This window comes from Streptomyces polyrhachis (assembly GCF_042663125.1).
In the GTDB taxonomy this organism is placed as follows: domain Bacteria; phylum Actinomycetota; class Actinomycetes; order Streptomycetales; family Streptomycetaceae; genus Streptomyces; species Streptomyces polyrhachii.
In genome coordinates, this window is sequence record NZ_JBHSZO010000001.1 from 1 (window position 1) to 21,854 (window position 21,854).

Sequence of the window (21,854 nt, forward strand, 5' to 3'; positions counted from 1 at the left end):
ATCCGTGAGAGGGTCCAGGTCTGGTCCGGCCAGCCGTGTGCCACCGGGCCCTTGGCCAACTCCCGCTCAAGCACGGCGAACAGTTCGTCACTGAGCAGCGGCAGCGATGCCGGGCCCTTGGAGGCCAGGGCCCTGGGCCCGTTCTGCGACCAGGCCCTGCGCCACCGCTGAACCGACCGGACGCTGACCCGCAGGTCGTGCGCGATGACCGCGCTCTCGTCGCCCAGGGCGAACCGCGCAGCCGCCTCCATCCTCAACTTTTCGCGCAAGGCCCGCCGTTCGTCGGTCAGTCCGCCCCCTTGCGCATACCTCATGCGGTCGGCATACCGCAGGGATCATGAGGCGTCAGCCCCTACGACACCACGCTTTGAAGGTCAGTAGCAGCCGACGGACCATAACACGAACTACGACAACTTTCGGATGACGCTGTCATACTTATCCTGAATGTGGTCTTCCTTAATTTTCCCATTCCGAGCCTGCCGCAGAAAGACCATTAGATCTTTCTCGGTAAGCGGGAGCACGAATCCCTTATTATGCATGGCGATCCGCTTAATGTGCCCGTAATAGGAAGACTTCACCTCGCCTCGAAATACTACAACGATGAATCCGCCACCGAAGTCATTGAGGTAGTAACTCAGCTGATGAAAGTCGTCAGCGTGCAGTTCTGCATAGTTCTTACATTCCCAAATAACCTGGGTAGCCCCGTACCTAGTTCGCATCGCTTCCCAGAAGCCGTTACTTGCCCGATTGGATGCAATCCAGTCTCTGATGACCCTACCGTCACTATCACGAGATTTTGCCTCGACGTTCCCCAGGGCACGGAAGAAGCAGAGGCGAATCACATCGCCGACTACCTCCTCGAAATCCTGAGCCCCGGCCGTTCCCACTTCGATCTGCTTGAGATCCTCCATCAGCATTTCGACGTGAGTAACATACTCGGTCCTTTCGAGACCTCCGGGCAGATCCTCGATCTTTCCGATTTTGCCGAATTCAATATCTTCAGGGATGCTTCGGACAAGGGTGTCCTGGAGGTCTAGCGCATCCCAGTAACAGCGATGGATTACGATATCCGTGATGTCACTTACAGGGGGAGGACTGGTATCGAGCGGGCCCAACGCTCGAAACTTTGGGCTCTTCCCTGCCGCCCTAATACCTACAAACCCAATGTCATAGAGAAGGCGGATGAATTTCTCCGGCGAAGCGTTGACAGAAATCCATGATCCGCAGAGCTGTACAACTTCTGCATCTTTCATAAGCTTTCTGATGAGATCTTCAACCGCCCCAAAGGTGAACGAATTACCGAGCCCATAAAATCGTGAGAGAACAGTTGCTATCTGCGGAAAATTCTCCGAGTATTCGTCCCCGAGATCACGAAATCGGTTATCCGAGAAACGCCGCCGCGCCTGCTGGACGTCCTCAAGCAGGATCTTCTCGTGGCCAGCCCCTTGAGCGGCCTCCACAGCATTGCTGGTATAGATCAAGATGTCACGTGGTCGCCTTTGGCAATACGTGAGAACATTGTTCCAGGCTTCATCAGGATGCTCGAAAAATGCTTGCCAAGTTGCGCCTCGCAGGCCAAACTTAGCTGTCAGATTTCGATTCAGACGTTTCTCAATGACTTCCAGCAGTTGGCGCTCATTCCACTCCATGCCAACCACTGCAGTCTCAAGGCGGGAAGATTCGGTATCGAGAGCGCGCACCCTCTCGAAAATATTCTCTCGCAGGAAGATAATTGCACGCGCCCACGGAATTTGTGTCGAGATTTCCTGACACGCATGCATAAACGCCGTCAGGTAGACGAGACCTTCATCACTCCCCTCCCAATAATCATCAATACTGTCAATCAGCACCGTGTGCGTAGCGATACCCTCGGACGACATTTGTTTCATGTCATCCGCTACTTTTCGAGCGACTTTATTCTCCGCAAGCCATCGCTCATCATCTCCGTCAGCAAGAGCGCCACTAATCCGGGAAATGAGCCTCAGACAGCGCATGTCAAAATCCATGTCTGCATAAGACTCAAGTTCACTTTGTATCTCATTCGGCAATTTATCGCGTCCTGGGCGATCCTGGTGCCACATGGATACAATCTCTATTTGCAGCGCCCTGCGAAATGCGGAAACGAGCGATCTGAACGGTTTCTGCTTGACGTTAGTGAGTAGCTCGATCTCCTGCAACGTCGAGGAAGGACTGAAAATCTCTGGAACGATGACTCTCGTGGCACCACCATTGAGACCGCAGTACTTCCTAACCGCTGTTTTCCCGGTTCCACGCCGCCCCACGAAGAACACTTTTCCGCTATCCGGATCCAGCGCAGCTTCTAGAGCGGGTGTGTGAACGTAGATACCCGGGTCGCTCAGAGCGGCATCATATTCAGCGAAGGACTGCCCAATATTGATCCGCTTGATAGCGTCCTTGGGAAGGCGAAGACCAGTAGAGGGCTGCGCTACTTCCCGCGCAGGAGCGGAATCCGTATCGGGTCTCCCCGGTACCTTAGGCTCCTTGTTTCTCTTGCGACGAACCACGGCAGCTCCCCACACCGACGACGCTCGATTCGCACCATAGTGCCTGACACAGCGTGCAAGCGCCCACGAAACGAGCAAAACCACATCTCCAAGCCGCCAAGGCAAGTCATAAGGAGCGGACCAACCGCCAGTTCCTAGGCCTCTGAGTGCGCAATCTGGGCCGCCCGAGGTCAGCCGACGCCAACCGACAACGACAGAAGCCCACGGCATCTGAACTGGTCAGAGCCGTGGGCTTCGTCAGTCCCACTGGTCGGCGGAGAGGTTGAACACTAGACCGGCAAATGAGCGCCCTCCCGGGCCGTCCTCAGGCCGTGGAAGGGCGCTCAACGATGACCAACGCCGACAACTGCCGACAGCTCAGCAGCAGGTCAGGGCGCTGATCGTTTAGACGGCCGCAGGTCACGGCCTCCGACGGTCAGTTGTGGCTGTGCAGTGCCTCGTTCAGGCCGCCCCAGGAGCCCGTGCGCGGCAGTGCCTCGACCGTGCCCGTGGTGGAGTTGCGGCGGAAGAGGAGGTTGTGCGCGCCGGAGAGGTCGAGGGCCTTGACGACCTCGCTGTCCGGGAGGGTGACGCGGGTGCCGGCCGTGACGTACAGGCCCGCCTCGACGATGCAGTCGTCGCCCAGCGAGATGCCGATGCCGGCCTCGGCGCCCAGCAGGCAGCGCTCGCCGATGGAGACCGTCTGCTTGCCGCCGCCCGAGAGGGTGCCCATGATCGAGGCGCCGCCGCCGATGTCGGAGCCGTCGCCGACCACGACGCCGGCGGAGATGCGGCCCTCGACCATCGAGGTGCCCAGGGTGCCGGCGTTGAAGTTGACGAAGCCCTCGTGCATCACCGTGGTGCCGGGCGCCAGGTGCGCGCCCAGGCGCACGCGGTCCGCGTCGCCGATCCGCACGCCGGAGGGGGCGACGTAGTCCGTCATCCGCGGGAACTTGTCGACGGACGTCACCTGCAGGTGCAGCCCCTCGGCGCGGGCTGCCAGCCGCGCCTCCTCCAGCCGGTCCACGGGGACGGGGCCCAGGTTCGTCCACGCCACGTTGGCCAGCAGGCCGAAGACGCCGTCCAGGCTCTGGCCGTGCGGCTTGACCAGGCGGTGGCTGAGCAGGTGCAGGCGCAGGTACGCGTCGTGCGCGTCCAGCGGCTTGCCCTGGAGGTCCGCGATCACCGTACGGACCGCGACGACCTCCACCCCGCGGCGCGCGTCGGCGCCGAGCGCCTTGGGCGCCTGCTCGCCGAGCAGCTCGGCGGCCTGCTCGGCGGTGAGCCGCTCGGTGCCGGCGGGGCCGGGCTCCGCGACGAGCCGCGGGGCGGGGAACCAGGTGTCGAGGACGGTGCCGTCCTGGGCGATCGTGGCGAGGCCGGCGGCGACGGCGCCGGTGGGGAGAGGTGCGTCGGTCATACCGAGACGCTATCCGGCCCGGCGTCGGGCGGTCGAACCGGTCCCGGGCAGCGGACACCGCCCGCCGGCCACCGCACTCCCCCACGCCGCACTCCCCCACGCCGCAAGCCCCCTGCCAGGACCTCCGCCCTCATCGGCCGAAACGGCGGCGGCTAGGGTGTGCGCTCCAGGTGAAGTCTTCGGGGGTACGGGAGCAGGCATGACGCACGACCAGGGGTGGGGCCCGCAGGGCCCGGACGACGGGCCGCACGAGGCGCAGGCGGGGGGCGGTCAGCCGGCGCCGGGCGCCGCGCCGTACGGGCAGCCGCCCCACCAGCAGTGGCCGTACGGGCAGCCCCCCTACGGCCACGCCGTCCCGCCCTACGGCTGGCTGCCGCCCCGTCCTCCCCAGCCCGGTGTGATCCCGCTGGGGCCGCCGCTCGGACTCGGGGAGATCCTCGGCGGCACGTTCAGCACCCTCAGCCGTGCCTGGAAGCCGCTGCTGGGCGTCGGCGGCGCACTCTGCGGGGCGCTGGTGGCACTGATAGCCGTGCTGGCCGGCACCGGCTACCTCACCGTCAAGGACACCGTCGACAAGCTCATCGACATCGACCACTACGAGCCCACCGGCTCCGAGACCACCGGCCTCGTCACGGCGGGCAGCGCGGCCCTGCTGGTCACGCTGCTGGCAGGCCTCTTCGTCATGGGGGCGCTCTACGCACTGGCCTACGTCGTGCTGGAGCCGGCGGCGGTGGGCCGGCCCCTGGGCGTCCGGGAGGCCTGGCGGCGCACCCGTTCGCGGGCCTGGGCGATGATCGGCGTCTCCTCGCTGGTGGGGCTGATCGCGATGGTTCCGGTCGCGGCCGCGATCGCCTCGATCGTGCTCGTCAGCGTGACGGTGGGCAAGAGCAGCGTGGGACTGGCCGTACTCCTCGGCGTCCTGATCGGACTGGCCGCGGCGGCGTACGCCGTGTGGGTGAGCGTGCTGCTGCGGCTGGCGCCGGCGGTCGTGGTGCTTGAGGGCGCCAGCCCGGTCACCGCGCTGAGGCGCTCCGCCCAGCTGGTCCGGGGGGCCTGGTGGCGCACCCTGGGCATCACCCTGCTCACCTACCTCATCGTGATGACCATCAGCCAGGTCGCCCAGCTCCCGATGATGCTGCTGCCGGCGATCACGGGCGCGATCGTGGGCGGCACGCAGTCGCTCGGCCTGCAGATCGCCGCGGTCGTGATGCTCGTGCTGGTGCTGCTGGTCTTCATGTTCATCACCCAGGTGTTCACCATCGCCTTCATGGAGATCGCCGGCGGTCTGGTCTACGTCGACCGCCGCATCCGCACCGAGGACCTCGCCCCGGCGCTGCTGGAGGCCGCGGGCCTCGCCCCGGCCCCCGTCCCCGCTCCGGCCGCGGCCCCGGCCCCGCAGCCGCCGACGGACCAGCCGCCCCGCGCCTGACCACCACGGCGGGCGGGAGACGTACGGCGAGCGGGCGGCGAACGTCCGCAAACGCCTGAGCGGGCCGGGTGCGCTTGCGCACCCGGCCCGCTCAGGACCCGTCATCCACCGCGGCGGCGGCTGCGGCCACCGCACCCCGGGCAGCCCGGTCTCAGACGTTGAAGCCCAGCGCCCGCAGCTGCTCGCGGCCCTCGTCCGTGATCTTGTCGGGGCCCCACGGCGGCATCCAGACCCAGTTGATCTTCAGGTCGTTGACGATGCCCTCCGTCGCGCTCTTGGCCTGGTCCTCGATGACGTCCGTGAGCGGGCAGGCCGCCGAGGTGAGCGTCATGTCCAGGGTGCAGACGTTGGCGTCGTCGACGTGGACGCCGTAGATCAGGCCGAGGTTGACGACGTCGATACCCAGCTCGGGGTCGACCACGTCGTAGAGGGCCTCGCGGACCTCCTCCTCACTGGCGGGCGTCACACCGGCGACCGGGGCGGCCTGCGCCGCGTCCGCGGCGGTGTCCGCACCTGTGCTCTCAGGCGTCTCGTCGCTCATACCGTGCTCTCCTTGACTGTGCCGACCGCCTGCGCGGTCGCGTCCTTCCACGCCATCCAGCTCAGCAGCGCGCACTTGACCCGCGCCGGGTACTTCGAGACGCCGGCGAACGCCACCGCGTCCTCCAGCACCTCCTCCATCTCCTCGTCGGGCTCGACCTTCCCCTTGGACTGCATCAGCTCCAGGAAGGCCCCCTGGATCCGCTGCGCCTCGGCGAGGTCCCTGCCGACCAGCAGCTCGTTCAGCACGGAGGCGCTGGCCTGGCTGATGGAGCAGCCCTGGCCCTCGTAGGAGACGTCCTCGATACGGTCCCCGTCGAGCTTCACCCGCAGGGTGATCTCGTCCCCGCAGGTCGGGTTGACGTGATAGACCTCGGCGTCGCCCTCACGCAAGCCCCGCCCGTGCGGGTGCTTGTAGTGGTCCAGGATGACGTCCTGGTACATCGAATCGAGCTTCACGCTGGCTCCACGCCTCTCACTGCCGTACCGGTCCTACCGCTGTACTGATCTAACCGAAGAAGTTCCGCACGTACTCCAGGCCCTCGATGAGGGCGTCCACCTCGCCGGGTGTGGAGTACAGATAGAACGACGCCCTGGTGGTCGCGGGAATTCCGTACCGCAGGCAGACCGGCCGCGCGCAGTGGTGGCCGACGCGCACCGCGATGCCCTGCTCGTCGAGGACCTGGCCCACGTCGTGCGGGTGGATGTCGCCGAGCGTGAAGGAGATCGCGGCGCCGCGGTCCTCGGCCGTGGTGGGGCCGATGATCCGCAGGTCGGGGACCTCCTGGAGCCTGCGCACCGCGTACTCGGTGAGGGCGTGCTCGTGGGCGAGGACCTTGTCCATGCCGATGGCCGAGAGGTAGTCCACGGCCGCGCCCAGTCCGACCGCCTGCGCGATCGGCGGGGTGCCGGCCTCGAACTTGTGCGGGGCCGGGGCGTAGGTGGAGGAGTGCATCGAGACGGTCTCGATCATCTCGCCGCCGCCGAGGAACGGGGGCAGGTCCTCCAGCAGCTCCTGGCGCCCCCACAGCACGCCGATGCCCGTCGGGGCGAGCATCTTGTGCCCGGTGAAGGCGACGAAGTCGGCGCCCAGCGCCTGCACGTCCAGCGGCATGTGCGGGGCGGCCTGGGAGGCGTCGACCACCACCAGGGCGCCGACCTCCTGGGCCCGGCGCACGATCGTCTCGACCGGGTTGAGCGTGCCCAGGATGTTGGAGACCAGCACGAAGGAGACGACCTTGGTCTTCTCGGTGATGATCTCGTCGATGTTGGACAGGTCCAGGCGGCCGTCGTCGGTGAGGCCGAACCACTTCAGCTTCGCGCCCGTGCGCTGCGCCAGCAGCTGCCAGGGGACGATGTTGGAGTGGTGCTCCATCTCCGTGATGACGATCTCGGTGTCGCTGTCCACCCGGTAGGGCTCGTCGGCCCAGGCCAGCATGTTGGCGACGAGGTTCAGCGACTCGGAGGCGTTCTTGGTGAAGATCACCTCGTCGCGGCTGGGCGCGTTGACGAAGTCGGCGACCTTGTCGCGCGCCCCCTCGTACAGCTCGGTGGCCTCCTCCGCGAGGACGTGGACGCCGCGGTGCACGTTGGAGTTGTGCCGCTCGTAGTAGGCGTTCAGCGCGTCGAGCACCTGGCGCGGCTTCTGCGAGGTCGCCGCGTTGTCCAGGTACACGAGCTTCTTCCCGTCGTGGACCGGGCGGTCCAGGATGGGGAAGTCCTTGCGGATCGCCTCCACGTCGTAGGGGGACGCGGTGAGGAGGCCCGAGGGCTGGCGGGTCACGCCGTCCCGCCGCCCTTCACATACGCCGCGTAGCCCTCTTCCTCCAGCTTGTCGGCCAGCTCGGGGCCGCCGGACTCGACGATCTTCCCGTCGGAGAAGACGTGCACGAAGTCGGGCTTGATGTAGCGCAGGATGCGCGTGTAGTGCGTGATCAGCAGGGTGCCGGTCTCGCCGCCCTCGCGGACGCGGTTGACGCCCTCGGAGACGATGCGCAGGGCGTCGACGTCCAGGCCGGAGTCGGTCTCGTCCAGCACGGCGAACTGCGGCTTGAGCAGCTCCAGCTGGAGGATCTCGTGGCGCTTCTTCTCGCCGCCGGAGAAGCCCTCGTTGACGTTGCGCTCGGCGAAGGCGGGGTCCATGTTCAGCTTCGCCATGGCCTCCTTGACCTCCTTCACCCAGGTGCGCAGCTTGGGCGCCTCGCCGCGGATCGCCGTGGCGGCGGTGCGCAGGAAGTTGGAGACGGTCACGCCGGGGACCTCGACCGGGTACTGCATGGCGAGGAAGAGGCCGGCGCGGGCGCGCTCGTCGACGCTCATCTCCAGCAGGTCCTCGCCGTCGAGGGTGACGGTGCCGCCGGTGATCGTGTACTTGGGGTGCCCCGCGATGGAGTAGGCGAGGGTGGACTTGCCGGAGCCGTTGGGCCCCATGATGGCGTGGGTCTCGCCCTGCTTCACGGTCAGGTCGACGCCCTTGAGGATCTCGCGGGGGCCGTTCTCGGTGTCGACGGAGACGTGCAGGTCGCGGATGTCAAGCGTAGCCATGTGCCTTAGCTCTCCTGGGTGAGGGAGACGAGCACATCGTCCCCTTCGATCTTTACGGGGTATACGGGGACGGGACGCGTGGCCGGCGGCCCGGAGGGCTTGCCGGTGCGCAGGTCGAAGCAGGAACCGTGCAGCCAGCACTCGATCTGGCCGTCCTCCACCTCGCCCTCGGCGAGGGAGACGTTGGCGTGCGAGCAGATGTCGTAGATCGCGAACACCTCGCCCTCGGTGAGGACGACGGAGACCGGGGTGCCGTCGAGGTCCACCAGCAGCGGGGTGTCCTCCGCCAGCTGGTCCTTCGTGCAGACCTTCACGAAGTTCGGGCCGCTCATGAGTCGGACGCCTCCAGCTCCGTCTCGATCTTCCGAAGGAGGCGCTCCCGGACGTCGGGGATGCCGATCTGCTGGACCAGCTCGGTGAAGAAGCCGCGCACGACCAGGCGCCGGGCCTCGCCCTGCGGGATGCCGCGGGCCATCAGGTAGAAGAGCTGCTCGTCGTCGAAGCGGCCGGTGGCGGAGGCGTGGCCGGCGCCGACGATCTCGCCGGTCTCGATCTCCAGGTTGGGCACCGAGTCGACGCGGGCGCCGTCGGTGAGCACCAGGTTGCGGTTGAGCTCGTAGGTCTCGGTGCCCTCGGCGGACTTGCGGATCAGCACGTCGCCGATCCACACCGCGTGCGCGTCCTGGCCCTGCAGGGCGCCCTTGTACGTGACGTGGGAGCGGCAGTGCGGCGCCTCGTGGTCGACGAAGAGGCGGTGCTCCTGGTGCTGGCCGGCGTCCGTGAAGTACAGGCCGTACAGCTCGGCCTCGCCGCCGGGGCCCGCGTAGGTGACGCGGGGCTGGATGCGCACCGTGTCGCCGCCGAAGGTGACGACCACGGACTTGAAGGAGGCGTCCCGGCCGACCAGCGCGTTGTGCTGGGAGACGTGCACGGCGGAGGCGTCCCAGTCCTGGACGGAGACGAAGGCGACCTTGGCGCCGTCGCCGATCACGAAGTCGACGTTGGCGGCCCGTACGGCGTCGCCGGTGTGGTCCACGACGATAGCGACCTCGGCGAAGGCGCCGATGTCGAAGACCGTGTGGCCGAAGGTCGTCCCGCCCTCGCCGTGCAGCGCGAGGCGGATCGGCTCCGTCAGGACGGTGTCCTTGGGCACGGAGACGACGGTGGCCTTCTCGAAGGAGGAGTACGCCTGGGCTGCGACCCGGTCGACCGGCTTGCCGGCCTGGCCCAGGCGCGCGTCCTCGCGGCCGACGGACTCCACGGTGACGCCCTCGGGGGCGTCGACGGTGACCTTCATCGAGCCGTCGGCGGTGGCGGAGCCGTCGTGCAGGCCCTTCAGGCGCTCCAGCGGCGTGAAGCGCCACTCCTCCTCGCGGCCGTGCGGCACGGGGAAGTCCGCCACGTCGAAGGAGGGCGGGGCGCTCATCCGGGTGGCGACGGTGGACTCGGCGGCCACCGCGACCGGTCCTGAGGTGATCGACCCGGACGTGGTGGCGCCCGCCGGGGTGTTGTGAACGTCAGCCATGGCTGTCGTGTTGCTCGCTTTCTCTTCCGTCGAGGGAGGCGTCAGGGGAGCCGTCGGGAGGGACGGGGCGGGCCGGCGTCAGCCGACCGCGCCCTCCATCTGCAGCTCGATCAGCCGGTTGAGCTCCAGCGCGTACTCCATCGGCAGCTCCTTGGCGATCGGCTCGACGAAGCCGCGCACGATCATCGCCATGGCCTCGGTCTCGCTGAGGCCGCGCTGCATCAGGTAGAAGAGCTGGTCGTCGGAGACCTTGGAGACGGTCGCCTCGTGGCCCATCGTCACGTCGTCCTCGCGGACGTCGACGTAGGGGTAGGTGTCGGAGCGCGAGATCGTGTCGACCAGCAGCGCGTCGCACAGCACGCTGGACTTGGAGCCGTGCGCGCCCTCGCCGATCTCGACCAGGCCGCGGTAGGAGGTGCGGCCGCCGCCGCGCGCCACGGACTTGGAGACGATGTTGGAGGAGGTGTGGGGCGCCATGTGCACCATCTTGGAGCCGGCGTCCTGGTGCTGCCCCTCGCCGGCGAAGGCGATGGAGAGGGTCTCGCCCTTGGCGTGCTCGCCCATCAGGTAGACGGCCGGGTACTTCATCGTCACCTTGGAGCCGATGTTGCCGTCGATCCACTCCATGGTCGCGCCCTCGTAGGCGACGGCGCGCTTGGTGACCAGGTTGTAGACGTTGTTCGACCAGTTCTGGATGGTCGTGTAGCGGCAGCGGGCGTTCTTCTTGACGATGATCTCCACGACCGCGGAGTGCAGGGAGTCCGACTGGTAGATCGGCGCGGTGCAGCCCTCGACGTAGTGCACGTAGGCGCCCTCGTCGACGATGATCAGCGTGCGCTCGAACTGGCCCATGTTCTCGGTGTTGATCCGGAAGTAGGCCTGGAGCGGGATCTCGACGTTCACGCCCTTGGGGACGTAGATGAAGGAGCCGCCGGACCACACCGCGGTGTTCAGCGAGGCGAACTTGTTGTCGCCGACCGGGATGACCGTGCCGAAGTACTCCTGGAAGAGCTCCGGGTGCTCCTTGAGCGCGGTGTCGGTGTCGAGGAAGATGACGCCCTGCTCCTCCAGGTCCTCGCGGATCTGGTGGTAGACGACCTCCGACTCGTACTGCGCGGCGACGCCGGCGACCAGGCGCTGCTTCTCCGCCTCGGGGATGCCGAGCTTGTCGTAGGTGTTCTTGATGTCCTCGGGCAGGTCCTCCCAGGACTGGGCCTGCTTCTCGGTGGAGCGCACGAAGTACTTGATGTTGTCGAAGTCGATGCCGGAGAGGTCGGAGCCCCAGTTCGGCATGGGCTTCTTGCCGAAGAGCTTCAGGCCCTTGAGGCGGAGCTTGAGCATCCACTCCGGCTCGCTCTTCTTGGCCGAGATGTCCCGGACGACGTCCTCGGACAGGCCGCGCTGGGCGGCGGCACCTGCCGCGTCGGAGTCGGCCCAGCCGTACTCGTACTTGCCCAGGCCCTCGAGCTCGGGGTGAGCCGGCTGAGGGGTCGGGGACGTGTCAGTGGGCGCAGTCATGCGGGGTTCCTCCCGGCCTTGCTGGTCGTTGGTGACTTGCTTCCGGCGCTGCCGGTGGCGTCCGCCTCGCGGGGCGCCGTCCGGTCCGCGTGCGGGATGAACGCCGTGCGCGGAATGAACGTCGTACAGACACCGTCGCCGTGGGCGATGGTCGCGAGACGCTGCACGTGGGTGCCGAGCAGTTGCGAGAAGACTTCCGTCTCGGCCTCGCACAGCTGCGGGAACTGCTCGGCGGTGTGGGCCACCGGGCAGTGGTGCTGGCAGAGCTGTTCGCCGGGGGCGCCGGGGGCACTGCGCGCGGTAGCAGCGTACCCGTCCTGGGTGAGTGCCCTGGCCAGAGCGGCCGCCCGCTCCTTGGGGGGTACGTCGTGCAGCTCGGCGGCGTAGCGCGCGGCCTGGGCGGCGATACGGGCGCGGGCGAAGTCCGCCACGGCGGCCTCCCCCCGCTCCCCGCCGCCCGCGCTGTGCGCGATCCAGCGCAGGGCCTCGGCGGCCAGCTGGTCGTACGCCTGGTCGAAGGCATCGCGCCCGCAGTCGGTGAGCGCGAAGACCTTGGCGGGCCGGCCGCGCCCCCGGGCTCCGTAGACCCGCTGGTCACGGGGCTCGACGATGCCGTCGGCGAGGAGGGTGTCGAGATGGCGGCGGACGGCCGCCTGGGTCAGGCCCAGGCGCTCGGCGAGATCGGCGGCGGTGGACGGGCCGTGGTCGAGGATCGAGCGGGCGACCCGGTTGCGGGTGCCGTGCTCGCTGGTGCGCTCCCCGGCGGGGTGGGAGAGCGGGGGCAGGGGGGACCCGGCGGTCGCCGCTACCGCGGCGGCTGCCCTCCGGTCCTGCTCCTTGGGGCTCTCGGTGCCCTCACGCAGAGTTTTCACAACGCCATTGTTGCGTAATTCACGCCCGTGCGACAAGCCGGGAAAGGATCACCGCTCGGTGCGGTGCGTCACTTAGGGTTACCTAACCAGTCTGCGGGGCGGGTCTCCGCGGCCCTACGGGGCCCGCGGGGCAAGGGCGCGGGCGGGAGTGTCCGCGGTCGCTCGTAGACTTCCCGCATGCGTAAAGAGCCCGCCGTCGAGCTGGCCGGTCTGATCAAGCGGTACGGCCACAAGACCGCCCTGGACGGCCTCGACCTCACCGCCGCCCGCGGCGCCGTCACCGCCCTGCTGGGGCCCAACGGCGCCGGCAAGACGACGACGGTGGAGATCTGCGAGGGCTACCGCGCCGCCGACGCCGGCCGCGTACGCGTCCTGGGCCTCGACCCGGCCCGCGAGGGCGCCGCCCTGCGGCCCCGGATCGGCGTGATGCTCCAGGAGGGCGGCGTCTACCCGGGCGTGCGGGCCGTGGAGATGCTGCGCCACATGGCGAGGCTGTACGCGCATCCGCTCGCCGTCGACCCCCTGGTCGAGCGGCTGGGCCTGGGCTCCTGCGGGCGCACGCCCTACCGCCGCCTGTCGGGCGGGCAGAAGCAGCGCCTGGCGCTGGCGACGGCGGTGGTGGGCCGGCCGGAGCTGGTCTTCCTGGACGAGCCGACGGCGGGCCTGGACCCGCAGGCCAGGCGCGCGACCTGGGAGCTGGTGCGCGAGCTGCGCGCCGACGGCGTCTCGGTGCTGCTGACCACGCACCACATGGACGAGGCCGAGCAGCTGGCGGACGCGGTCGCGGTCGTCGACGCGGGGCGCCTGGTCGCCCACGGCACCCCGGAGGAGCTGTGCCGGGGCGGCGCGGAGAACACGATGCGCTTCTCGGGCCGCCCGGGGCTGGAGACGGCCTCGCTGCTCAAGGCGCTGCCCTTCGACTGCGCGGCGATCGAGCTGACCCCGGGGGAATACCGGGTGGCGGGCGACATCACGCCGGAGCTGCTGGCGACGGTGACGACCTGGTGCGCGCAGAACGGCGTGCTGCCCGACCGGATAACGGTGGAGCGGCGCACGCTGGAGGACGTCTTTCTCGAACTGACCGGCAAGGAGCTGCGCGGATGACGCCGGACCAGGCCCCTCTCACCGGGGATGCCACCGCGGGTGTCACCGCGAAGGCCGCCCCTCGCCCGCGCGCCGGCGAGGGGGCGTACGCGCCGCGGCCCGCGCCCGCCCCGCTGGCGCGCATGATCGCGGCGCAGGCGGCGCTGGAGACGCGGCTGATGCTGCGCAACGGCGAGCAGCTGCTGCTGACGATCGTCATCCCGGCGGTGGTGCTGGCCCTGTTCAGCACGGTGGACGTGATCGACACGGGCGCGGGCAGGCGGGTCGACTTCCTGGCGCCCGGCGCCATCGCGCTGGCGGTGCTGGCCACCTCCTTCACGGGCCAGGCGATCGGTACGGGCTTCGACCGCCGCTACGGGGTGCTCAAGCGGCTGGGCGCCTCCCCGCTGCCGCGCGCGGCGCTGATGGCGGCGAAGACGGTGTCGGTGCTGCTGACGCAGCTGCTGCAGATCGCCCTGCTGTCGGCGATCGCCTTCGCGCTGGGCTGGTCGCCGCGGGGCGGCTGGTCCTCCGCGGCGCTGCTGGCGGTGCTGGTGCTGCTGGGCACGGCGGCGTTCTCGGGCCTGGGCCTGCTGATGGCGGGCACGCTGAAGGCGGAGGCCACCTTGGCCGCGGCGAACCTGGTCTTCGTCGTGCTGCTGGTGGTCGGCGGTGTGCTGGTCCCGCTCGCGAAGTTCCCCCCGGCCCTGCGGCCGCTGCTGGAGGCGCTGCCGATCACGGCGCTCTCGCAGGGCCTGCGCGAGGTGCTGGCCCAGGGTGGCGGCATGCCGTGGGCCGAGGCGGGCGTGCTGGCGGTGTGGGCGGTGCTGGGCCTGGGGCTGGCGGCGCGGTTCTTCCGCTGGGAGTGAGCCGCGGCACCCCCGGCCCCGCACTTCCGCCCATATCGGGACATCGGGGCGACCCGCCGCAGGGCCCCGGCCCCGGCGCGCATACGATGGGCGCCGTGTTCAACCCTCTCGCCCTTCTCGACCGCCGCTGGACGCCGTCGCCCAGGACCGTGCAGCGGGCCGCGCTGGCGGCGCTGCTGATGAGCGTCGCCATCATCGTCACCGGCGGTGCCGTCCGGCTGACGGGCTCGGGGCTGGGCTGCGACACCTGGCCGAAGTGCTCCTCCGACAGCCTGGTCGCCACCCGCGAGATGGGCTGGCACGGCGTGGTCGAGTTCGGCAACCGGCTGCTCACCTACGTGCTGAGCGCCGCCGTCGGCTGGGCGATCGCCGCCGCGCGCTGCGCCAAGCCGCGCCGGCGCGGGCTGACGCGGCTGGCCTGGACGCAGTTCTGGCTGGTGATGGCCAACGCGGTACTCGGCGGGATCACCGTGCTGACCGAGCTGAACCCGTACACCGTGGCGGGCCACTTCCTCGCCGCGAGCGGGCTGCTGACCGTCGCCTTCCTCACCTGGGACCGTACGCGCGAGGGCGACGGCGGACCGGACTGGCTGGTCGGGCGGATCGTGCGCAAGCAGGTCTGGGCGCTGGTCGCGGCCACGGCCGTGCTGCTCGCCGCGGGCACGGTCGTCACCGGTACGGGACCGCACGCCGGCGACTCCAGCGAGGTGCCGCGCATGGGCTGGATCTCCTGGACGGATGCGGCGCACCTGCACGCGGTGAGCGCCTGGCTGGTGGTGGCGCTGACGCTCGCGGTGTGGATCACGCTGAAGGCGATGGACGGCCCCCCCGGGCCGATCGCCCGCACCCGCGAGCTGTTCCTCGTCCTGCTGGCGCAGGGTCTGATCGGGTACGTGCAGTACCTCACGGAGCTGCCCGAGGTGCTGGTCGCCGCCCACATGCTCGGCTCCGCGCTGGTGTGGATCGCGGTGCTGCGGGTGCTGACCTCCCTGCGCCACCGCCCGGCCGCCGTCGCGGCGGCGATCCCGCAGCCGGCGGCGCCCGGCCGTGCGGTCGCGGCGGGCTGACCGCCGCTCAGTCCCTCCCCAGGAAGTCCAAAACCTCCCGCACTCCCGCCTCCGTCAGCTGTACGGTGTGCCCGCCGCCGGGGACGACGACCGTCTCGGCGTGCGGCGTCCGGGCCCGCTGGGCCTCCATCGCCTCCACCGGTGTCGCGAGGTCGTACTCCCCGGCCAGCATCAGCACCGGCACCTTCGGCAGCTCGGCGCCCCCGGGCACCGCCGCCGGGGCGGGTGTGCGCGGCCACGGCAGGCAGGTCGACGCGGCCGACGCCACCGTGGCGGCGTCGAAGGGCCCGTAGTCGGCGGGGGTGAGCCGCGCCGCGGCGCGCTCCAGCCGGCGTTCGCGCTGGGCGCGCCCGGTGTCGCTGCCGCCCCAGGCGAGACCCCCGTCCAGGCACCGGGTGGTCAGCTGCAGCGCGGCGCTGAACTCCTCCGCCTCCACGGTGTCGACGGGCGTCCCGTCCCGGCCCGGCCGTACGGTCGCCGGGGCCGGTGCGCCGCGGCCCAGCAGCCGGTCCAGCGCAGCCCGGTGGCCGGCCGCCGCCTCGTGCAGGGCCGCCATCGGCACGTGGACGTCCGCCCCGGCGGAGGTGAGCGCGTCGAGGATCCGCACGCCGTCGCCGTACCGGCGCAAGGCGGTCCGCAGGTCCGCCACCGGGTCGTAGCCGCAGTCCCGCGCCGCGCAGGCGGCGCGCAGCACGCGCGGCACGGCCCGCAGCGGGATGAGGTCGAGGGGGTCGGCGGCGGTGGCGGGGACGACGGAGTCGAGGACCAGCCGGCTGACGCGCCGCGGGTGGGCGAGGGCGTAGCGCTGGGCGGTGTAGGTGCCGTACGAGACGGCATCGATGCTCCAGCGCTCGGCGCCCAGCGCCCGGCGCAGCAGCTCCAGGTCCGCCACGGTGTCGGCGGTGCCGTAGTAGCGGCCCACCGCGCCGACGGCCTCGGCGCACCGGGTGACGGCGGTGGCGCTCGGGCGGCCGGGCCCGAAGACGCTGTCCTGCAGCTCGCAGCGCAGGGCGCCCGCGCCGGTGCCGCGCTGGTCGAGCACGACCAGCCGGTGGTCGTCGAGCAGGGGCGCCAGCAGCCCGGCGACCTCTCCGGCGATCGGGAGGCCGGGCTGGCCGGGGCCGCCGGCGAGGAAGAGCAGGACGCCCTTGGGGGCGTCGGCGTTGTCCGTCATGGCCACGGAGAGGCCGAGGGTGCCGGGGCGGGCACCGCTGTGGTCGTAGGGGACGTTGAGGGTGGCGCAGTGGAACGGTCCGAGGTCGGGGCAGGGGGCCGCCGGGGTGAGCAGGGGGCGCTCGGCGGCGGGCGCGGGGGCGCTCACCGGCGCCGGCCGGGGCCGCGGCGCCCCGGTGTCCTCCTCCGGTGAGCAGCCCCCGGCCGCCGCAAGCGCCAGCACGACCGCACCCGTCCACCGCCCCGCCCGCATCGGGCTCCCCTTCAGCACTTCCCCATACTGCGGGAGCAGGGTACGGGCGCACGAGCCCCGTGCGGCGGCGAAGAGCGGAGAGGGGCGGGAAAAGGGGGGCCGGAGGAGGGTCAGGCCGTCTCGGTCTCGCGCATCGGCACGAGCTGGATGCCGGCCATCCGGCGCCACTCGTATGGACCGGTCTCGACCCGCGCGGCCAGCTCGCCGTCGAAGTCCTCGCGCAGGCTCAGCCCGGCGGCCTCGGCGGCGGCCTGGGCGACCGCGACGGAGGGGGCGACGAGCAGGCCCCAGAAGTCGTCGCCGCCGACGAGGGCGATCCGGGCGCCCATCGTGCCGAGGTGCGCGATCTGGCCTTCCGCACCGCCGTGCTTGCCGCTGAAGGCGGTGATCTCCTTGGCCAGACGCTTGATGGTCTTGTCGTCGCTCATACGGGTGATGCTACCGGTGGGTAATCCACGGCTGCCAGCCCATCCGGACGGGGTGTGCGCCACACGGGCGCACGGGCCGGCCACCGCGACACAGACGGGGACTCCGTACAGGACCTGGCGCAGGACCTAGCGCAGGAAGGGGTCCGCCGCCACGGCCAGGAAGAGCAGCGACACGTAGGTGATCGACCAGTGGAAGAGCCGCATCTCCTTGAGCTTCGCGCCGCTCAGTCCCCGCTTGGCGCGCGACTGCAGCCCGTACGCCTCCTTCATCCAGAAGACGCCCAGCACCGCCGCCACCGCCGGGTAGAACCAGCCCGTGTAGCCCAGCGGCCACAGCAGCAGCGAGACGGCGACCATCACCCAGCTGTACGCGACGATCTGGCGGGCGACGGTCTTGTTGGAGGCCAGCACCGGGAGCATCGGCACGCCCGCGCGGGCGTAGTCGTCCTTGACCTTCATCGACAGCGGCCAGTAGTGCGGCGGCGTCCAGAAGAAGATGACCAGGAAGAGGATGAGCGAGGCCCACGAGACGGTGCCCGTCACGGCCGACCAGCCGATGAAGACCGGCATGCAGCCCGCGATGCCGCCCCAGACGATGTTCTGCGCGGTGCGGCGCTTGAGGATCATCGTGTAGCCGACGACGTAGAAGAGGATCGCGGCGAGCGACAGGGCCGCGGAGAGCGGGTTGACCAGCACGGCGAACCAGGCCGTCGAGACGGCCGAGAGCGCCAGGCCGAAGACCAGCGCCTCGCGCGGCGTGACGATGCCGGTGACCAGCGGCCGCTGCTCGGTGCGGTGCATCAGCGCGTCGATGTCGCGGTCGATGTACATGTTGAGCGCGTTGGCGCCGCCCGCGGAGAGGTAGCCGCCCAGGCAGGTGGCGACGACCAGCCAGAGGTCCGGCACGCCCTCGGCCGCCAGGAACATGACGGGCACGGTGGTGATGAGCAGCAGCTCGATGATGCGCGGCTTGGTCAGCGCGACGAAGGCCAGGAGACGGGCCCGGAGCGGCCAGCGTGCGGGGGGCCGCGTGGAGGACGGCGCCAGCGACCCTGCTGGACGGGATTCGACGGCCGTCACGGACACCTCGATCAAGAAAAGGTCAGGAACTCGATACGCCCAACTTTAGACGCTGCCGACATGGCCGCCCTCCCGGGGGTCCCTCGTGTGTCGGACGGGGTAGCACGGGGCGGCGCCGCCGCCGGCGCGCGGGCACCCGCGCCCCGGCGCCCCTCCGACCGCCGGGAGGCGGAGTACGCCCGCAACGGGCAGGCTGTGACGGGGGGATAGGCTCGACGGGAGTCCGGGGCGTTCGCGCCCTCGGACGTTCGCCATGTGGAGACTTGTGGAGAGGAGCCCTGAGTAAGGGTGAGCACGCAGCCGACGACCACAGAGTTCGACTGGAACGACCTCGACGACCGGGCGGTGGACACGGCCCGCGTCCTGGCCATGGATGCCGTCCAGAAGGTGGGCAACGGCCACCCGGGCACCGCCATGAGCCTCGCCCCGCTCGCGTACACCCTCTTCGAGAAGGTGATGCGCTACGACCCCAACGACCCGCAGTGGCTCGGCCGCGACCGCTTCGTGCTCTCCGCGGGCCACGCCTCGCTCACCCTCTACACGCAGCTCTACCTGATCGGCGCCGGTCTGGAGCTGGAGGACCTGGAGGCGTTCCGCACCTGGGGCTCGCGTACCCCGGGCCACCCGGAGTACGGGCACACGCCCGGCGTGGAGACCACCACCGGACCGCTGGGCCAGGGTCTCGCCAACGCCGTCGGCATGGCGATGGCCGCGCGCTACGAGCGCGGGCTCTTCGACCCCGAGGCGCCCCCTGGCACCTCCCCGTTCGACCACGACGTCTACGTGATCGCCGGTGACGGCTGCCTGCAGGAGGGCATCTCGCACGAGGCGTCCTCGCTGGCCGGCCACCAGAAGCTGGGCAACCTGACCCTGATCTGGGACGACAACCACATCTCCATCGAGGGTGACACGGAGACGGCCGTCTCCGAGGACACCATGAAGCGCTACGAGGCGTACGGCTGGCACGTGCAGCGCGTGGCGCCCAAGCCCGACGGCGACCTGGACCCGGCCGCGATGTACCGGGCCTTCCAGGAGGCCCGCAAGGTCACCGACCGGCCGTCCTTCATCGCGGTGCGCTCGATCATCGCCTGGCCCGCGCCCAACGCCCAGAACACCGAGGCGGCGCACGGCTCGGCGCTCGGCCCGGACGAGGTCGCGGCGACCAAGACGGTGCTGGACTTCGACCCGCAGAAGGACTTCGAGGTCGAGGAGCGGGTGCTGACGCACACCCGCCACGCCCAGGTGCGCGGCCGCGAACTGCACGAGGAGTGGGACCGGGCGTTCGCCAAGTGGCGCGCGGAGAACCCGCGGCGCGCCGCGGAGTTCGACCGGATGCAGGCGGGCGAGCTGCCCGCGGGCTGGGAGGAGCTGCTGCCGGTCTTCCCCGTGGGCAAGATGATCGCCACCCGTGCCGCCTCCGGCGAGACGCTCAAGGCGCTCGGCCGGGTGCTGCCCGAGCTGTGGGGCGGCTCCGCCGACCTGGCCGGCTCGAACAACACCACCATCGACAAGGACTCGTCCTTCCTCCCGGACGGCAACCCGCTGCCCGGTGCGGACAAGTACGGCCGCACCGTGCACAACGGCATCCGCGAGCACGCGATGGCCGCCGCCATGAACGGCATCACGCTGCACGGCCCCACCCGGGTCTACGGCGGTACGTTCCTGGTCTTCTCCGACTACATGCGCAACGCGGTCCGCCTCAGCGCGCTGATGCACCTGCCCGTGACGTACGTGTGGACGCACGACTCCATCGGCCTGGGCGAGGACGGCCCGACCCACCAGCCGATCGAGCAGCTCCCCTCGCTGCGCGCCATCCCCGGGCTCAACGTCATCCGCCCCGCGGACGCCAACGAGACCTCCCTGGTGTGGGGCGAGATCCTGCGCCGCTACACCAAGGAGTTCCCCAAGGGCAGCCCGAACGGCCTGGTGCTGACCCGCCAGGCGGTGCCGACCTACGAGCGCGACGGGAACACCGTGCGCGGCGGCTACGTCCGCGCGGAGGCCGTCGACGCCGACGGCAACGCCGTCGAGCCGGAGGTCCTGCTCATCGGCACCGGCTCCGAGGTGCAGCTCGCCGTCGCCGCCCGCGAGCAGCTGCAGGCGGAGGGGATCGCGACGCGCGTGGTGTCGATGCCGTGCGTGGAGTGGTTCGAGGAGCAGGACCGCGACTACCGCGAGAGCGTGCTGCCGCCGTCGGTGAAGGCCCGCGTCGCGGTCGAGGCCGCGCAGGGCATGACCTGGCCCACGTACGTCGGGGACGACGGCCGGATCGTCTCGCTGGAGCACTTCGGCGCCTCCGCCGACTACAGGAAGCTCTACGAGGAGTACGGCATCACGGCCGACGCGGTCGCCGCGGCGGCCCGGGAATCCCTCGCCGCGGCGCGCGGCTGACCTCGTACGGACCAGCGAACACAGGAGCTGACATCCCATGACAGACGCACTGAAGCGCCTCTCCGACGAGGGCGTGGCGATCTGGCTGGACGACCTGTCCCGTAAGCGGATCACGTCCGGCAACCTCGCCGAGCTGATCGACGACAGCCATGTCGTCGGCGTCACCACCAACCCGTCCATCTTCCAGAAGGCGATCTCCTCCGGCGACGGCTACGAGGAGCAGCTGGCGGACCTCGCCGTGCGCGGCCTCACCGTCGAGGAGGCGCTGCGGATGATCACCACGGCGGACGTCCGCGACGCCGCCGACATCCTGCGCCCCCTCTACGACGCCACCGACGGCCGCGACGGCTGGGTCTCCATCGAGGTCGACCCGCACCTGGCCCACAACACGGCGGGCACGGTCGCCGAGGCCAAGCAGCTCGCGTGGCTGGTGGACCGGCCGAACGTGTTCATCAAGATCCCCGCCACGAAGGCGGGCCTGCCGGCCATCGCCGACGTGATCGCCAAGGGCATCAGCGTCAACGTCACGCTGATCTTCTCGCTGGAGCGCTACCGCGAGGTGATGGACGCCTACGTCACCGGTCTGGAGCGGGCGAAGGCCGCCGGCCTGGACCTGTCGCAGATCCACTCGGTGGCGTCGTTCTTCGTCTCCCGGGTGGACACCGAGATCGACAAGCGCCTCGACGCGCTGGGCACGGACGCGGCGAAGGCGCTGCGCGGCAGGGCGGCGCTGGCCAACGCGCGGCTGGCCTACCAGGCGTACGAGGAGGTCTTCGGCTCCGAGCGCTGGGCCGGGCTGGAGCGGGCCGGCGCCAACAAGCAGCGCCCGCTGTGGGCCTCGACCGGCGTGAAGGACCCGGCGTACAAGGACACGCTGTACGTGGACGAGCTGGTGGCGCCGGGGACGGTCAACACCATGCCGGAGGCGACCTTGGAGGCGACCGCCGACCACGGCGAGATCACCGGCGACACGGTGCGCGGCACGTACGGGCAGGCGAAGGCCGACCTCGACGCGCTGGCGGCGCTCGGCGTGGACTACGACGACGTGGTGCAGGTGCTGGAGGACGAGGGCGTGGAGAAGTTCGCCTCGGCCTGGGACGACCTCGTGGCCTCCACCCAGGCGGAGCTGAACCGCCTTTCGTCGAAGGGGCGTTGAGG

Annotated in this window: 20 protein-coding genes; 6 read left to right on the forward strand and 14 right to left on the reverse strand. The window is 70.0% G+C overall.

What is annotated here, in order from left to right:
* The 3 genes from ACFQLX_RS00005 to dapD form a co-directional block, all read right to left on the reverse strand.
* The coding region (locus ACFQLX_RS00005; protein ID WP_465270541.1) for a helix-turn-helix domain-containing protein at positions 1–314 on the reverse strand (314 nt) is incomplete at its 3' end.
* Between the two features lie 90 nt (positions 315–404).
* Entirely contained in the window at positions 405–2,525 is a 2,121-nt protein-coding gene (locus tag ACFQLX_RS00010) for a P-loop ATPase, Sll1717 family (protein WP_386410080.1), read from the reverse strand.
* A gap of 415 nt (positions 2,526–2,940) precedes the next feature.
* A complete protein-coding gene (dapD, locus tag ACFQLX_RS00015) occupies positions 2,941–3,924 on the reverse strand; it encodes a 2,3,4,5-tetrahydropyridine-2,6-dicarboxylate N-succinyltransferase (RefSeq protein WP_386410082.1) in 984 nt (327 codons plus the stop codon).
* 199 nt (positions 3,925–4,123) lie between these two features.
* Here dapD and ACFQLX_RS00020 point away from each other — a divergent pair, with 199 nt between their 5' ends.
* On the forward strand, positions 4,124–5,353 hold the full coding sequence (locus tag ACFQLX_RS00020) for a DUF7847 domain-containing protein (RefSeq protein ID WP_386410085.1): 1,230 nt from the start codon (positions 4,124–4,126) through the stop codon (positions 5,351–5,353).
* Positions 5,354–5,504: 151 nt separating this feature from the next.
* Here ACFQLX_RS00020 and ACFQLX_RS00025 read toward each other — a convergent pair whose 3' ends face one another.
* The 8 genes from ACFQLX_RS00025 to ACFQLX_RS00060 all read right to left on the reverse strand — a co-directional run bounded on the left by ACFQLX_RS00025 (position 5,505) and on the right by ACFQLX_RS00060 (position 12,352).
* Positions 5,505–5,894, reverse strand: coding sequence for a metal-sulfur cluster assembly factor (locus ACFQLX_RS00025; RefSeq protein WP_386410088.1), 390 nt, complete (start codon positions 5,892–5,894; stop codon positions 5,505–5,507).
* Positions 5,891–6,352 carry a Fe-S cluster assembly sulfur transfer protein SufU gene (sufU, locus tag ACFQLX_RS00030; protein WP_386410091.1) on the reverse strand — a complete coding sequence of 154 codons (462 nt, stop codon included), beginning with the start codon at positions 6,350–6,352 and terminating at the stop codon, positions 5,891–5,893. The genes ACFQLX_RS00025 and sufU overlap by 4 nt, the downstream gene beginning before the upstream one ends.
* Positions 6,353–6,401: 49 nt before the next feature.
* Positions 6,402–7,676, reverse strand: coding sequence for a cysteine desulfurase (locus ACFQLX_RS00035; protein ID WP_386410094.1), 1,275 nt, complete (start codon positions 7,674–7,676; stop codon positions 6,402–6,404).
* A complete protein-coding gene (sufC, locus tag ACFQLX_RS00040) occupies positions 7,673–8,437 on the reverse strand; it encodes a Fe-S cluster assembly ATPase SufC (protein WP_386410096.1) in 765 nt (254 codons plus the stop codon). Before sufC ends, ACFQLX_RS00035 begins: the two co-directional genes overlap by 4 nt.
* 5 nt (positions 8,438–8,442) lie before the next feature.
* The gene (locus tag ACFQLX_RS00045; RefSeq protein ID WP_386410099.1) at positions 8,443–8,769 is read right to left on the reverse strand and encodes a non-heme iron oxygenase ferredoxin subunit; all 327 of its coding nucleotides are present in this window, start codon (positions 8,767–8,769) and stop codon (positions 8,443–8,445) included.
* Complete coding sequence (gene sufD / locus ACFQLX_RS00050; protein WP_386410102.1) at positions 8,766–9,962, reverse strand: Fe-S cluster assembly protein SufD; 1,197 nt, start codon at positions 9,960–9,962, stop codon at positions 8,766–8,768. Before sufD ends, ACFQLX_RS00045 begins: the two co-directional genes overlap by 4 nt.
* A gap of 78 nt (positions 9,963–10,040) precedes the next feature.
* A complete protein-coding gene (gene sufB, locus ACFQLX_RS00055; protein ID WP_386410104.1) occupies positions 10,041–11,480 on the reverse strand; it encodes a Fe-S cluster assembly protein SufB in 1,440 nt (479 codons plus the stop codon).
* Positions 11,477–12,352, reverse strand: coding sequence for a helix-turn-helix transcriptional regulator (locus ACFQLX_RS00060; protein WP_386410107.1), 876 nt, complete (start codon positions 12,350–12,352; stop codon positions 11,477–11,479). The genes sufB and ACFQLX_RS00060 overlap by 4 nt, the downstream gene beginning before the upstream one ends.
* 177 nt (positions 12,353–12,529) lie before the next feature.
* Here ACFQLX_RS00060 and ACFQLX_RS00065 point away from each other — a divergent pair, with 177 nt between their 5' ends.
* The 3 genes from ACFQLX_RS00065 to ACFQLX_RS00075 all read left to right on the forward strand — a co-directional run bounded on the left by ACFQLX_RS00065 (position 12,530) and on the right by ACFQLX_RS00075 (position 15,371).
* Complete coding sequence (locus ACFQLX_RS00065; protein ID WP_386410110.1) at positions 12,530–13,456, forward strand: ABC transporter ATP-binding protein; 927 nt, start codon at positions 12,530–12,532, stop codon at positions 13,454–13,456.
* A 122-nt stretch (positions 13,457–13,578) separates the two neighbouring features.
* The gene (locus ACFQLX_RS00070) at positions 13,579–14,304 is read left to right on the forward strand and encodes an ABC transporter permease (RefSeq protein WP_386410648.1); all 726 of its coding nucleotides are present in this window, start codon (positions 13,579–13,581) and stop codon (positions 14,302–14,304) included.
* Positions 14,305–14,390: 86 nt separating this feature from the next.
* Entirely contained in the window at positions 14,391–15,371 is a 981-nt protein-coding gene (locus ACFQLX_RS00075; protein ID WP_386410113.1) for a COX15/CtaA family protein, read from the forward strand.
* Between the two features lie 7 nt (positions 15,372–15,378).
* On the opposite strand, the gene ACFQLX_RS00080 is transcribed toward ACFQLX_RS00075, so the two are convergent.
* The 3 genes from ACFQLX_RS00080 to ACFQLX_RS00090 form a co-directional block, all read right to left on the reverse strand.
* Positions 15,379–16,815 (reverse strand): alpha/beta fold hydrolase, encoded by a 1,437-nt coding sequence (locus tag ACFQLX_RS00080; RefSeq protein ID WP_386410115.1) that lies wholly within the window; start codon positions 16,813–16,815, stop codon positions 15,379–15,381.
* Positions 16,816–16,907: 92 nt separating this feature from the next.
* Positions 16,908–17,225, reverse strand: coding sequence for a hypothetical protein (locus tag ACFQLX_RS00085; protein ID WP_386410118.1), 318 nt, complete (start codon positions 17,223–17,225; stop codon positions 16,908–16,910).
* A gap of 126 nt (positions 17,226–17,351) precedes the next feature.
* The gene (locus ACFQLX_RS00090) at positions 17,352–18,305 is read right to left on the reverse strand and encodes a heme o synthase (RefSeq protein WP_386410121.1); all 954 of its coding nucleotides are present in this window, start codon (positions 18,303–18,305) and stop codon (positions 17,352–17,354) included.
* Between the two features lie 288 nt (positions 18,306–18,593).
* On the opposite strand from ACFQLX_RS00090, the gene tkt reads away from it, so the two are divergent.
* Together tkt and tal are read left to right on the forward strand one after the other, a co-directional pair.
* Positions 18,594–20,696, forward strand: coding sequence for a transketolase (gene tkt / locus ACFQLX_RS00095; RefSeq protein WP_386410124.1), 2,103 nt, complete (start codon positions 18,594–18,596; stop codon positions 20,694–20,696).
* Positions 20,697–20,733: 37 nt separating this feature from the next.
* Positions 20,734–21,852, forward strand: coding sequence for a transaldolase (gene tal, locus ACFQLX_RS00100; RefSeq protein ID WP_386410127.1), 1,119 nt, complete (start codon positions 20,734–20,736; stop codon positions 21,850–21,852).
* Positions 21,853–21,854 lie beyond the last annotated feature (2 nt).

Excerpts from the sequence above, each read along its gene's own strand:
- dapD (WP_386410082.1), bottom strand. The coding sequence starts at position 3,924 with ATGACCGACGCACCTCTCCCCACCGGCGCCGTCGCCGCCGGCCTCGCC.
- ACFQLX_RS00020 (WP_386410085.1), top strand. The coding sequence starts at position 4,124 with ATGACGCACGACCAGGGGTGGGGCCCGCAGGGCCCGGACGACGGGCCG.
- ACFQLX_RS00025 (WP_386410088.1), bottom strand. The coding sequence starts at position 5,894 with ATGAGCGACGAGACGCCTGAGAGCACAGGTGCGGACACCGCCGCGGAC.
- sufC (WP_386410096.1), bottom strand. The coding sequence starts at position 8,437 with ATGGCTACGCTTGACATCCGCGACCTGCACGTCTCCGTCGACACCGAG.
- ACFQLX_RS00045 (WP_386410099.1), bottom strand. The coding sequence starts at position 8,769 with ATGAGCGGCCCGAACTTCGTGAAGGTCTGCACGAAGGACCAGCTGGCG.
- sufD (WP_386410102.1), bottom strand. The coding sequence starts at position 9,962 with ATGGCTGACGTTCACAACACCCCGGCGGGCGCCACCACGTCCGGGTCG.
- sufB (WP_386410104.1), bottom strand. The coding sequence starts at position 11,480 with ATGACTGCGCCCACTGACACGTCCCCGACCCCTCAGCCGGCTCACCCC.
- ACFQLX_RS00065 (WP_386410110.1), top strand. The coding sequence starts at position 12,530 with ATGCGTAAAGAGCCCGCCGTCGAGCTGGCCGGTCTGATCAAGCGGTAC.
- ACFQLX_RS00070 (WP_386410648.1), top strand. The coding sequence starts at position 13,579 with ATGATCGCGGCGCAGGCGGCGCTGGAGACGCGGCTGATGCTGCGCAAC.
- ACFQLX_RS00075 (WP_386410113.1), top strand. The coding sequence starts at position 14,391 with ATGGGCGCCGTGTTCAACCCTCTCGCCCTTCTCGACCGCCGCTGGACG.
- ACFQLX_RS00085 (WP_386410118.1), bottom strand. The coding sequence starts at position 17,225 with ATGAGCGACGACAAGACCATCAAGCGTCTGGCCAAGGAGATCACCGCC.
- tal (WP_386410127.1), top strand. The coding sequence starts at position 20,734 with ATGACAGACGCACTGAAGCGCCTCTCCGACGAGGGCGTGGCGATCTGG.